The organism is Promicromonospora sp. NPDC090134, assembly GCF_044746965.1.
Taxonomy (GTDB): domain Bacteria; phylum Actinomycetota; class Actinomycetes; order Actinomycetales; family Cellulomonadaceae; genus Promicromonospora.
The window spans coordinates 222988-235529 of the sequence record NZ_JBIVCZ010000001.1 but is presented as its reverse complement, the minus strand read 5'-3'; the positions used below and the strand labels follow the sequence as shown (position 1 = coordinate 235529).

The window sequence follows — 12542 nt, the reverse complement described above, 5'->3', positions numbered from 1 at the left end:
ACCCGCAGGTCACCGGGTGACCTGCACGTCTATCGAGGGGAATGGGCTTACGCCAGGTCGGGAGCGGGGCCCTCGACGTCGTCCGTGTCGGTGCCGGGCTGCGCGGAGGTGCCGAAGATCTGCACCAGCTCGGACTCGCCGTTGACGACGCCGGCCAGCCGCCGCACACCCTCCCGGATGCGTTCCGGGGTGGGGAAGCAGAACGAGAGACGCATGTGGTCCGAGCCGCTGCCGTCGTAGTAGAAGGCGGTGCCCGGCACGTACGCGACGCGCGCGGTCACGGCGCGGGGCAGCATCGCCCGCGCGTCGAGGCCCTCCGGCAGCCGCACCCACACGAAGAAACCGCCCTTCGGCACGTTCCACGATGCGCGGGGCAGGTACTCGCCGAGCGCCCCCACGAGGGCGTCGCGCCGCTCGCGGTAGGTTTCGCGGTACGCCTTGATCTGGGCCTTCCAGTCGCAGGTCTCCAGGTACGTCGCCACGGCGAGCTGGGAGGCGTTCGACGGGGACAGGACCGCGGACTCGCTGGCGAGGACGAGCTTGTCCCGCACCGCGTGCGGTGCGATGACGAAGCCGACGCGGTAACCCGGGGCGAAGGTCTTGGAGAACGAGCCGAGGTAGAGCACGCCGTCGGTGTCGTAGGAGCGCAGCGCGGGCATCGGCTCGGTGTCGAACCCGAGCAGCCCATACGGGTTGTCCTCCACCACGAGCACGCCGTGCCGGCGACAGATCTCCAGGATCTGGGGGCGCCGCTCGACGGAGAGCGAGACGCCGGCCGGGTTCTGGAAGGTCGGGACGGTGTACAGGAACTTCACGCGCCGGCCCTGGGCCGTCAGACGGGTCAGCGTGGCGTCGAGCTCCGCCGGGACCAGGCCGTCGGCGTCGAGCGGCACCTGGACGACGTCGGCCTGGTACGACCGGAAGACTCCCAGCGCACCCACGTACGACGGCGCCTCCGCGATGACCACGTCGCCCGGGTCCACGAAGATGCGGGTCACGAGGTCGAGCGCGGACTGCGAGCCGGTGGTCACCACGACGTCGTCGGGATGGGCGGAGACGCCCTCGAGCGCGACGACCTGGGTGATGTGCTCGCGGAGCACCTCCTCGCCCTGGCCAGAGCCGTACTGGAGCGCCGTCGTGCCCTTGGTGGCGATGAGGCGCTGCATCGCGTCGGCGATGACGTCGAGCGGCAGGCCCTCCAGGTACGGCATCCCGCCTGCCAGCGACACGACCTCAGGGCGGTTGGCCACCGAGAAGAGCGCTCGGATCTCCGAGGCGCGCATGCCGTGCGCTCGCGCCGCGTACGAACCGAACCACGGGTCGAGGCGGTTACCGGCGGTCTCGGGAAGCTCGTTCACGCACGCCAGTCTCGCACGCACCGTGTGCTCGACCCAGTACCCGTTCGTAGCGAAACGGTGAGACTACGCGGCTCCTGTGCCGAGGCCGGGCGCCGGACCTGGGCGCCGGCCGACAGTTTCGGACCAGGGCGAACGAAGAGCGCGTGCCCGGTGCCGCACCCTGTGAAGGGTGGGCCGGACACGCGCTCGATCACGCGGCGGGCAGGCAGATCAGCCCGCGAGGACCTCGTCGATCTCCTCGGTCAGCGCGCGCTTCGGACGGGCGCCGATGATCGACTTCACGACCTCGCCGCCCTTGTAGACGTTGAGCGTCGGGATCGAGACGATGCCGTAGTCCATGGCGGTCTGACGGTTCTCGTCGGTGTCGATCTTGACGATCTTGATCTTGCCCTCGTACTCGTCGGACAGCTCCTCGAGGATGGGCGCCACCATGCGGCACGGCCCGCACCAGGTAGCCCAGAAGTCCACGAAGACGGGAATGTCAGAGTCGAGGACCTCGCTCTTGAAGGTGTCGTCGGTGACCTTGATGGTGCTCATCCAGCATCTCCTTGTTCATGGCCCCGCGGGGGGCCCAGTGGGGCGCGGCCGGTGGCAGCCGGCCGGAGATCAGTCGTTCAGCGAGTCGAGGAACGCCTGGGCGTCGAGCGCCGCGGAGCAGCCCGAGCCGGCGGCCGTGATCGCCTGGCGGTAGGTGTGGTCGACGGCGTCGCCGCAGGCGAAGACGCCGGGAAGGTTGGTGCGGGTGCTCCGGCCCTCCACGAGGATGTAGCCGTTCTCGTCGAGGTCGACCTGGCCCTTGACCAGGTCGGTGCGGGGCTCGTGACCGATCGCGACGAACAGGCCGGTCGCGTCCAGGTCCCGGACCTCGCCGGTGACGGTGTCGCGCAGGCTGAGCCCGGCGACCTTGTTGTCGCCCGTGATGCCGGCGATCTCGCTGTTCCACGCGAACTCGATCTTCGGGTCCGCGGTGGCGCGCTCCGCCATGATCTTCGAGGCGCGCAGGTCGTCGCGGCGGTGCACCACGGTCACCTTCGAGGCGAACCGGGTCAGGAACGTCGCCTCCTCCATCGCGGAGTCACCGCCGCCGACGACGGCGATGTCCTGGTCGCGGAAGAAGAAGCCGTCACAGGTGGCGCACCACGAGACGCCGCGGCCAGAGAGCCGCTTCTCGTCGGGCAGCCCCAGCTCGCGATAGGCCGAACCGGTCGCCAGGATCACGGAGCGGGCGCGGTAGGTGTCGCCGCCGCCCGTGACGATCGTCTTCACGTCGCCGGTCAGCTCGACCTGCTCCGCGTCGTCCCAGATGACCTTGGCGCCGAACTTCTCCGCCTGCTCCCGCATGGCGTCCATCAGGTCGGGGCCCTGGATGCCGGAGGGGAAGCCCGGGAAGTTCTCGACCTCGGTGGTGTTCATGAGGGCGCCGCCAGCGGTGACCGAACCCGCGATGACCACGGGCGCGAAGCCGGCACGAGCCGCGTAGATGGCCGCGGTGTATCCCGCGGGACCGGACCCGACGACTACGACGTCGAGCACGGGGGCGTCGGTGGTGCCGGCGGCCGGAGCGGTGGTCTGTTCGGTCAAGGTGTTCTCCTCGAGTTCCATGGGCACACGCAACAACACGCGAGCGGGTCCCAGTGTTCCAGCCCTGGTCCCCTGGGGCTCGGTCGTGAACGTGAATCTCGCCACACAACATCGACATTCGTCGATGCGTTCGCTGTCCGAGCCGATCCTGTCACGAAAGAACACCGGCGGGAACGAACCCATCGACATGATGTGGTTCGGACCCGCCGGCGTTCCGTATTGCTCGTGGTCGTCAGTTCGTGGTCGTCCGCGACGACCATCGGTCAGCTCAGCACGACCTCGCTCAGCTCGAGCCGGAAACCGTCCGAGACCTGCGGCAGCTCGGTGACCCAGATCGTGAACGAGTCGCTCACGACGGGTTCCGGCAGCTCGAAGGTGGTGGTCTCCGCGAAGGTGCCCTCGGCGAGCACCTCGCCGCCCTCGCCACCCTTGAGGATCTGGACCTTGCCGCCGGGGGTGTTGGTGAGCAGCTCGATCTTGGAGACCGACGCAGGCTCGCGCAGCCGCAGCTCCATGCCCAGGAAGTCCTTGAACCCGCCGAACTCCGCCCGCTGGTAGGTGGTCGTGAAGTAGAACGTGGCCGGGTCGGTGTCGAAGGCCCGCTCGACCGCCTCAGGGTGGTCGAGCGTGCTGCCCTCCCAGTCGAGCTGGCCCAGGAGCGTCCCGGAGTCGATCACCGGACGCGCCTCTGTCTCGGTGGGTGCCGACGGCTCGCTGCTGCCCCCCTCCTCGCCCGCGGAGGTGGAGACCGTGGGCGACGGGGTCGCGTCGGCGATCACGTCCGGGGTCGGCGAGAGGACGGCGTTGATGGCCCAGATGAGGCCCGCCACGACGGCCACACCGACGAGCCCGAGCACGATCGGCGTCGGGTTGACGCCCCCGCGCTTGGGCGCGGGCTGGGTGGCGAAACCGCCGTCCTGCTCGTAGTAGCCACCGGTGTTGGGGTCGTAGCCGCCCGGCGCGTAGGACTGCGGGGGGTACTGCTGCGGCTGCTGCTGCGCGTACTGGTCGTAGCCGGGCTGGGCCGGTGCGACGGGCTGGCCGTACTGGTCGTAGCCCACCGGCGGGTAGCCGGCCGGCGCCGCCTCGGGCGGCGGGGGAGGCACGGGCGCGTGCTGCCCGTAGGCCTGTGGTTCGTAGGTGTAGTCGTTCTGGGGCTCGGGATAGCCGGCGGGCACGTTGCCGCCCGCCCCCATGGCCATTGTCTCGTCGGTACGTGCGATCCGGCCGGTGACGGGGCGCCGCGCGGGCGGAGCTCCTTCGCCTCCGAAGGCGTCGGCGATGGACTGCCGCCGCGGCTCCTCCGGCTCGGGCTGCACGAATCCAGGCAGCGATGCCACTACGGAAACCTCTCCCCACGGCTGGAGAGCCGCGGTGACGTCGTCGGGGTTCTTCGGCCCTGCGGTGCCGCCGGACGTGTCGAACGTCCGGGCCACCAGGTCGTCGATCTCGGTGTCCACGTGCGGGACCAAGCTGGAAAGTGGCGCCACGGCGCCGGAGTCGTCGAGCTGCGCTGGCAGCGGGATCAGAGTGTCCTTCGCGATCCAGTCGGCCTCGAGGTCCTGGCCGGGCCAGCGCGCCGTCATCGCGTAGTAGAGGAGAGCCACGAGGCCCTGGGCGTCGAGCTCGGCCGGCTTGACGTTGAGGGTGTCGCCCGAGGCGAGCCCGCCGTCCAGCCCGAGGCCCGTGACGCGGACCTGGTGACCGTCGACCCGCACGGATTCCGGGCGGAGCGCGGCGTGATGCACGCCGCGGGCGTGCCCGACGGCGAGGGCGCTGGCCGCCTCGCCGACGATCGCGCGGGCCTGCTGCTCGTCCACGAGGCCGCTCGAGATGATCTCGGTCAGCGTGGTGCCGGTGTAGGGCTCGGTGACCACGTACTTGCGGCCGTCGGCGTCGGATCCGGCGTCGAGCACGCGGACCAGGCGGGGGTCCGTCACGAGTGCCGCACGCCGGGCGGAGTCCAGGGCGTCACCGGTATAAGGCCCGGTCACGAGGGTGACGCGGACCTCACGGTCCAGGATCAGATCGTGCGCCTCCCAGGCGGTCGCCGCGGCAAGGTCGGTGGACGCCTGCTGGCGCAGCCGGTATCTCTCGACCAGCACGGTGCCAGGTTCGACAATGCTCACACGGACCTCCTCGCTCGGTCGGGGGACATTAGCAGGTACGTGACCACGACCGTCACGCACCGTCGCCATGCTACGCGGAACCGCAGCCCACCCGCCGAGGCATCGTCCGTATGTACGAAAGCGCAGCCCACGCGCGCGGGCTGCGCTTCCGGTACGACGGCGGGCGGATCAGCGCCGCAGGCGCGCGAGGACCGGGCCGAGCAGCCCGTTGAGCTCCTCGACCCGCAGCAGGCGCAGGAGCAGCACGTAGACGGCAAGCATGACCAGGCCGCACAGCGCCGTCACCCAGAGCCCGCTGAGCATGGTGAGCACCCAGCCCTTCCCGAACGACAGCACGTCGAACCCACCGACGAGCTGGTAGACGCCCCACCCGGCGCCTCCGGCGACCGTCGCGGCGAGCACCGTCTTGGCGTGCAGGACGAAGATGCGCCCGCCGTCGAGCCGCCCGCCGAGCTTGCGCTTGAGGCCGCCGGTGCGCAGCAGCACCGTGATCCAGTTCGAGAGGGCGTAGGCACCACCGGCGGCGATGACCCAGAGCTCGACCGGCAGCCAGATCTGCGCCGCGGCCAGGCCGGCCACGAGGGCGACCGTCGACGGCACGGTGATCCAGAAGACGGAGCGGCCGTCCTCGTAGGCGTAGAAGACCCACTTCATGAGCGCCATGCCGCCGAGCGGCACCAGCCCCAACGACAGCGCGACCAGGACGGGCGCGATGAGCGCCGTACCCTGCTCGCCCGCGGTCGGGACGATGAACGCCGTGGCCGGACCGGCGAGCACCACGAGGGCCGCGGTGGCGAACACGGTGAAGACGCCGATGGTGCGCAGGCCCAGGGACAGGTCGGACCGGACCCGGTCGGTGTCGCCCGCCTGCGCGGCCTTGCTGATGCCCGTGAACAGCGCCGTCGCGATGGAGACCGTGACCAGGGAGTGGGGCAGCAGGTAGATCAGGAGCGCCTGGGTGTAGGACGCGTTGCCCGCGACGGCCTCGCCCGCGTTGCCGGCCTCGGCCGCGACCCGGGTCAGGTACAGCACGCCTGCCTGCTCCAGGACCACGGCGGCGAACGTCCACATGGCGACGGCCCCGGCCGAGCGGAGGCCGATGCCCCGCAGGCCCAGGCGGAGGTTCCAGCGGAAGCCGGAGCGCAGCAGCGGCACGAGCAGCACGAGGGCCTGCGCGACGATGCCGAGCGTGGCTGTGCCGGCCAGCAGGATCGTGCGCGGGGTGTTCCACTCGGAGAGGTCGTTGATGCCGGTGTCGGGGGCGCCGCCGAACACGATCAGGAACACGGCGAAGCCGAGCACCGAGACCACGTTGTTGGCCACCGGTGCCCACATGAACGGACCGAACTGCTCGCGCGCGTTCAGCACCTGGCCCAGCAGCGTGTACAGGCCGTAGAAGAAGAGCTGGGGGATGCACCAGTACGCGAAGACGGTGCCCAGCGCGAGCTGCTCGGCCGACCAGCCGTCCGTGTAGAGCATCACGACCCACGCGGCGCCGCCGGTGAGGACGGCGGTGATGGCGAGGATGCCGACGGCCGAGACGGTGAGCAGCTTGTCGACGCGCTCCTGCGCGTTGTGCGCACGGAACGCCTTGACGATCTGCGGCACCAGCACGGCGTTCAGCATGCCGCCCGCCAGGATCGCGAACAGGACGTTGGGCAGCTTGTTCGCGACGTCGAACGCGTTCGCGACCGTGCCCGCGGAACCGATCGCGGCCACCAGCATCATGTTGCGGACCAGGCCACCGAGGCGGGAGGCGGCCGTGCCGGCCGCCATCACGATCGAGTTGCGGCCCAGGCTGCTGGTCGACGACGGCGGCGTCGCGGGCGTACCCGGCCCGCCCGAGGCCTCGGCGCTGGGATCCGACGCGGGGTCGGTCGGTGCGGTCACGGCGTTCTCCTGGGTCAAGCGACTACTCCCGTGGTCTGGGCCCCTGCCCGGCGCTGTTCGGCCGACGTGTGCGGCGGCCGAAACACTACTCTGCCCGGGCGGCCACGGAGTCCGCCGTCGCCGCCTCGGCGGGCTCCGGCGTCTCAACGGCCGCCCCGGTCGCCTCCTCGACGTCCTTGCTGGTGGCACGGTACGGGGAACGGCCGCGACGCACGGTGCGCCAGATCCCGGACAGGAACAGCAGCGCGACGAGGCCGGCGGCGATCCAGGTGCCGAGCTCCTCCCAGCCCGCCCGGACGCGGACCTGGAACGACGAGTCGTCGCTGATCTTGGCGCCGGTCGGCGTGAGCACCTGGGCGGTCACCGCGACGTCGCCCGAGCCGATGGCCCGCACCGGTACCTGCACGTCCATCTCCTGGCCCGCCGGGATGACCTCGGTGCTGCGCGCGTCGACGGTCAGGCGCGGGTGGTCGGGGCGCAGCACCACCGTGACCGTCGCGTCCACGCCGAGCGTGTTGCGCACGCGCACCGGGATGTTGCCCTTGTCCGTGATGAAGTTGACGTCCTGGCGCGGCACCACGGTCACGGACTGCTGCGTGAGCGCGTTCGAGGCCTCCAGAGTCTGCTTGACGAGCGACTCCCGTAGCCCGGTGTCGGCGCGGTGCGCGACGGCGAGCGGGGCGATCAGGCGGGTGACACCCGGTCGCCAGATCTGGGAGGAGTGGTCGACGGCGACCGACGAGAACGTGACGACGGCGTCGCGCGCCCGCTCCAGGGCCGCGACGTTCGTCGCGCCGAGCTCGGCCTTGGCCACGGCGCGCTTCGACAGGGCCGTGCGGGCCACGTCCGGGGCGTCCTGCGCGAACAGGGTGTCGATGGTGGTGACGTCGACCCAGCCCGCCTCGTCGAGCTCGTTCAGGATCTTGCTCGCGCCCTCGGCGTCGGGCGTCCAGGTCCGCGGCGCGACGATGGCCAACGACGGCGGGTCGACCGGCGTCTGGGTGACAACGGCGGCCGTCTCGGCGAGGAGCCGCTGCGCGCCCTCGGTCGGGGTGGACGCGGTGGTGGCGGCGTTCGTGGAGGCGGAGCTCTCGGCAGCCGTCTCGGTGTCCGCGCCCGACAGGTCGGTGGCGGCGAGGAAGGCTCGCGTGAGGTCGGTGTCGGCCACCACCGCGCGTGCGGTGCCGGACGGCGTGCGGACGTCCGCCCGGCCCGCCACGGTGCCGGCGCCTTCGTACGCGAGCCCGCCGCTGCCGACGACGACGTGCCCACGCTTCGCCGCGATCCCGAGGCTGAGGGTCTCGACGTCGGGCACGACGCCGTCCGCGGGCCAGGACAGGTTGCCCCGCCACGACTCCGGGACCTCCCAGTTCCCCCGGCGGGGCGCCTGGAGGAAGCTGCGCGCGCCGGTGGTGCGCACGTTCGCGTGGGCGAGCGCCGCGAGGTCGGGGTCGTGGCTGGGGAGGGCGTACGTGGTGGTGCTCGCGGCGGCCGCCGTCATGCGCTCGGACCACTCGATGAGCGCCGGGTCGTCCGACGCCGCGGCCACGCCGATGGTGTCGGGGTCGATCGCCAGCGAGAGCTTCGTGTTCTCCGCGACCTGCAGCACGCCGTCGAGCCGCTGGCCGGAGGCGGCCTGCTGGGCCAGCTCCAGCTCCGCCGTGCTCGGGTCGGCCGGATCGACGGCGGGGCTCGTGACCGCGGCCAGGACGCTGACGTGCATGGGTTGGCGCTCCAGACCGTCGGCGTCGTACACGAGGAACGAGCGCGCGATGCCGAGGCGACCCGTGGCGTCGCCGGCGGCGACGGCGAGCTTGCGCGCGCCGAAGCCCTTGAAGGTCTCGGCACCCGGGTCGTAGGTGAACGAGACGTTCTTGGACGCGCCCGGCGCGAGGTCGCCGATCGTCTTCGGGATGGGCCTGCCCCGGGTCGGGTCGAGCAGGTCTGCCGTGGTCCACTCGTCGATCTCCGTGCGCGTCGTGATCGCCACGTAGTCGATGGTCAGCTGGGCCACCGCGTCGGACACCGTGGCGTCGCTCGTGTTGGTGACCCTCGCGCGGATGGTCACCTTGTCACCCGGGTGCGACACCGGGTGCGAGATGTCGGTGACGGCGACGTCGAGCGCCCCGGCGGCGGCGGAGGAAGTCGTGGCGAGCGGCTGGGCGGCGGCGTCCGCGGTGGTGCGGGCCGCCGTCGGACCGGTGGCCCAGGCCGCGGGCAGCGCGGACCCGACGAGCAGCGCGCCCGCCAGGAGCACGGCGCCGAGCGCGCCGGTACGGCGGGCCGCCCGGCTGGGGGCGGGACTGCGGGAGAAGTCGGCGTGCTGCGTCATGGCAGGTCTGGGCGCTCCGTGGGGAAGGCGTCGGCGCGCAGTGCGTCCCGGAGGTTCCTCGACGAGACGAGGAGATCCAGGGCGGCCGCGGCCAGTCGCTGCTCGTTCGGGTACGACAAACGCTCGGCGAGCTCGTCGACCCTGACCCAGAGAGCGTCCTCGGCTTCGCCGTCCGGATCGTTCTCCACGGTCAGGTGACCGCCCTCCGCGCGCAAGAGGTAATGGTGCACCACCTTGTGCACCCGCCGGTCCTCACCGGTGAACCAGTAGTCGATCACGCCGAGCTCCGCCTGGATGGAGCCGTGGATGCCGGTCTCCTCGTGGATCTCGCGGATCGCGGCCTCCTGCGGCGTCTCGCGGCCCTCGAGGTGACCCTTGGGGAGGCACCACTCGAGTCGGCCCGTGCGGTTGCGGCGCAGCAGCACCGCGGCACTGAACTCCTCGGGCCGGTCGGACTCGGCCCGCAGCACAAGTCCGCCGGCCGAGGTCTCGTCCACGATCGGCAGATGCACGGGGGCGGTCGCGGCCGCGGCACGCCGGGCAGGGTTCACCCGCAACGGGGCCCCGCCGGGCGGCGTGGGCACCTCCGGGCGACCGTCTGGACCGTCGCTCGCCGGGACAGGGGTGGACATGCCCCAACACTACCGACTGACCACCGTTGATCTGGTCAGGCGCGGGGCGCGGGCGGTTTCGGGCACCCGGTCGACTCGGCACGTTCGCACCATGTCCGCATGAGGGCGGGGCGGACCCGCAGGAGGCCTCGCGTGGGCCTGGCGGGTGCCCTGCGGGTGCCTGGCGCGCGCCCCGCGAGTGAATCTCGGTGAGTAAGGCCGCGCCGGGTCTGGGAGAATCTTGGGCTGTGTCTACCCCTGAACAGGATCTGTTGCGTCGTGCGCTCGGCGTGCTGACCGAGATGGCGCCCGCCGCGCTCGAGCTGGGCGAGCAGTTCCGCGCCGCCGGACACGAGCTGTCGCTCGTCGGCGGTCCGGTCCGTGACGCCTTTCTCGGCAGGACGAGCAACGACCTCGACTTCGCGACGTCGGCCTCGCCCGACCAGACGCAGCGGATCCTCGCCCGGTGGGGCGACGCGCACTGGGACATCGGCAAGGAGTTCGGCACGATCGGCGCGCGCCGGGGTGACGTCGTGGTCGAGGTGACGACGTACCGCACCGACAAGTACGACCCGGCGTCCCGCAAGCCGCTCGTGGAGTTCGGCGACAACCTCGACGGCGACCTGTCCCGGCGCGACTTCACCGTGAACGCGATGGCGGTCCGCGTGCCCGACCTGACCTTCGTCGACCCGTTCAACGGGCTGAGCGACCTCGCCGCCGGCGTGCTCCGCACCCCGATCGCGCCCGAGCGCTCGTTCGACGACGACCCGCTGCGCATGATGCGCGCCGCGCGGTTCGCGGCCCAGCTGTCGTTTCACGTGGAACCAGGGACGCTCGCCGCGCTGGTCGCGATGGCCGAGCGGATCGAGATCGTCTCGGCCGAGCGGGTCCAGGCGGAGATCACCAAGCTGATCCTGAGCGACAACCCGCGTGCGGGCCTGGAGGTGCTGGTCGACACCGGCCTCGCCGAGCAGGTGCTGCCCGAGCTGCCGGCCCTCCAGCTCGAGATCGACGAGCACCACCGGCACAAGGACGTCTACCAGCACTCGCTCACCGTGCTCGACCAGGCGATCGCGCAGGAGACCGGGGCCGACGGTGCGGTGCCCGCGCCGGACCTGGTGCTCCGCCTCGCCGCCCTGCTGCACGACATCGGCAAGCCGGCCACGCGCCGCTTCGAGTCCGGCGGCGGCGTGAGCTTCCACCACCACGAGGTGGTCGGCGCCAAGCTCACCACGAAGCGGCTCCGGGCGCTCAGGTACGAGAAGCAGGTGGTCAAGGACGTGTCGCGACTCGTCGAGCTCCACCTGCGGTTCCACGGGTACGGCGACGGCGCGTGGACCGACTCCGCCGTCCGGCGCTACGTGACCGACGCCGGCCCGCTCCTGGAGCGCCTGCACCGTCTCACCCGCGCCGACTCGACCACGCGCAACAAGCGCAAGGCCAAGCGCCTGTCCGACGCGTACACCGACCTGGAGAACCGCATCGCGGCGCTGCGCGAACAGGAGGAGATCGACGCGATCCGGCCGGACCTCGACGGGACCCAGATCATGGAGATCCTCGGCATCTCGCCGTCGCGCGCCGTCGGCGAGGCCTACAAGTACCTGCTGGGCCTCCGCATGGAGCACGGACCGCTGGGCGAGGACGCCGCGGCCGAGGAGCTCAAGAAGTGGTGGGCCGAGCGGGCCTAGACGTGGGTCGGGTCGAAGAGGGCGCTGACCGACTCGCCGCTGTGGATCCGGCGGACCGCCTCGGCGAAGGCCGGGGCCACGCTGATCACCGACAGCTTGTCGTGCGCCAGCAGTCCGGTCGACGGCACCGTGTCGGTGGTGACGATCTCGACGACGTCGGGGTCGGCTGCGATGCGGTGGGCGGCGTCGTTGGCGAAGATGCCGTGCGTACAGGCGATCCGGACGCTGCGCGCGCCGTGCTCGCGGAGCAGGTCGAGGATCGCCAGGATCGTGGACCCGTTGGCGATCTCGTCGTCGAGCACGATGATGTCGCGGCCGGTGACGTCGCCGATCAGGGACGTGATCACGACCCGGTCGCCGTCGAACCGCTCCTTCGCGGCCGCCGCGACCGGGACCCCGAGCATCTTCGCGAACGCTGACGCGCTCTTCGCGTTGCCCAGGTCGGGCGAGACCACCGTGGCCTTGGAGAGGTCGTTCGTCATGAAGTGCGCCGCCAGCTCGCGCAGCGCGTTGAGCTGGTCGGTCGGCACGCGGAAGAACGCGTGCACCTGCGGCGCGTGCAGCGTCATCGTGAGGATGCGGTTCACTCCCGCCGTCTCCAGCAGGTCCGCGACAAGGCGGCCGCCGATCGAGATGCGCGGCGCGTCCTTCTTGTCCGAGCGCGCGTACGCGAAGTGCGGCATGACGGCGGTGATCCGGGCGGCCGACGCGCCCTTGGCGGCGTCGATCATCAGCAGGAGCTCCATCAGGCTCTCCTGGGCGGGACGCACCACGGGCTGCACGAGATAGACGTCGCGCTCGCGGCAGTTCTCCAGGAGCTGGACCTGCAGGCAGTCGTTCGCGAAGCGCTGGATGTTGATCGGGCTCAGCGGGACGTCGAGATCGGCACACATCTCCCGAGCGAAACGCTGACCACCGGTACCGGCAAAGACCCTCACCTCGGCCATGGCTGG

The 12542-nt window shown here is 71.4% G+C and carries 9 protein-coding genes; 1 reads left to right on the top strand and 8 read right to left on the bottom strand.

The genetic code is table 11. The features are described from left to right. Positions 1 to 47: 47 nt before the first annotated feature. The 7 genes from ACIPN7_RS01020 to ACIPN7_RS00990 all read right to left on the bottom strand — a co-directional run bounded on the left by ACIPN7_RS01020 (position 48) and on the right by ACIPN7_RS00990 (position 9922). Positions 48 to 1358: a PLP-dependent aminotransferase family protein gene (locus ACIPN7_RS01020; protein ID WP_400537106.1), complete on the bottom strand. Its 1311-nt coding sequence runs from the start codon at positions 1356 to 1358 to the stop codon at positions 48 to 50. A 210-nt stretch (positions 1359 to 1568) separates the two neighbouring features. Further along, positions 1569 to 1895, bottom strand: coding sequence for a thioredoxin (gene trxA, locus ACIPN7_RS01015; RefSeq protein ID WP_377227371.1), 327 nt, complete (start codon positions 1893 to 1895; stop codon positions 1569 to 1571). Between the two features lie 69 nt (positions 1896 to 1964). Further along, on the bottom strand, positions 1965 to 2939 hold the full coding sequence (gene trxB, locus ACIPN7_RS01010) for a thioredoxin-disulfide reductase (protein ID WP_400537103.1): 975 nt from the start codon (positions 2937 to 2939) through the stop codon (positions 1965 to 1967). A gap of 263 nt (positions 2940 to 3202) precedes the next feature. After that, positions 3203 to 5068 (bottom strand): protein kinase family protein, encoded by a 1866-nt coding sequence (locus ACIPN7_RS01005; RefSeq protein WP_400537101.1) that lies wholly within the window; start codon positions 5066 to 5068, stop codon positions 3203 to 3205. A gap of 168 nt (positions 5069 to 5236) precedes the next feature. Then, a complete protein-coding gene (gene murJ, locus ACIPN7_RS01000) occupies positions 5237 to 6958 on the bottom strand; it encodes a murein biosynthesis integral membrane protein MurJ (RefSeq protein WP_400537099.1) in 1722 nt (573 codons plus the stop codon). Positions 6959 to 7043: 85 nt separating this feature from the next. Further along, positions 7044 to 9290, bottom strand: coding sequence for a DUF6049 family protein (locus ACIPN7_RS00995; protein ID WP_400537097.1), 2247 nt, complete (start codon positions 9288 to 9290; stop codon positions 7044 to 7046). Continuing rightward, the gene (locus ACIPN7_RS00990; protein WP_400537095.1) at positions 9287 to 9922 is read right to left on the bottom strand and encodes an NUDIX hydrolase; all 636 of its coding nucleotides are present in this window, start codon (positions 9920 to 9922) and stop codon (positions 9287 to 9289) included. The genes ACIPN7_RS00995 and ACIPN7_RS00990 overlap by 4 nt, the downstream gene beginning before the upstream one ends. Positions 9923 to 10149: 227 nt before the next feature. Between ACIPN7_RS00990 and ACIPN7_RS00985 the strand changes: the two genes are divergently transcribed. Continuing rightward, a complete protein-coding gene (locus ACIPN7_RS00985) occupies positions 10150 to 11589 on the top strand; it encodes a CCA tRNA nucleotidyltransferase (RefSeq protein WP_400537093.1) in 1440 nt (479 codons plus the stop codon). On the opposite strand, the gene ACIPN7_RS00980 is transcribed toward ACIPN7_RS00985, so the two are convergent. Further along, positions 11586 to 12536: a ribose-phosphate diphosphokinase gene (locus tag ACIPN7_RS00980; protein WP_400537091.1), complete on the bottom strand. Its 951-nt coding sequence runs from the start codon at positions 12534 to 12536 to the stop codon at positions 11586 to 11588. The genes ACIPN7_RS00985 and ACIPN7_RS00980 overlap by 4 nt on opposite strands. Positions 12537 to 12542 lie beyond the last annotated feature (6 nt).

Bases quoted from the DNA above. Each gene is read 5' to 3' on its own strand.
- ACIPN7_RS00995 (WP_400537097.1), bottom strand. From the start codon at position 9,290: ATGACGCAGCACGCCGACTTCTCCCGCAGTCCCGCCCCCAGCCGGGCG.
- ACIPN7_RS00980 (WP_400537091.1), bottom strand. From the start codon at position 12,536: ATGGCCGAGGTGAGGGTCTTTGCCGGTACCGGTGGTCAGCGTTTCGCT.
- trxA (WP_377227371.1), bottom strand. From the start codon at position 1,895: ATGAGCACCATCAAGGTCACCGACGACACCTTCAAGAGCGAGGTCCTC.
- ACIPN7_RS00990 (WP_400537095.1), bottom strand. From the start codon at position 9,922: ATGTCCACCCCTGTCCCGGCGAGCGACGGTCCAGACGGTCGCCCGGAG.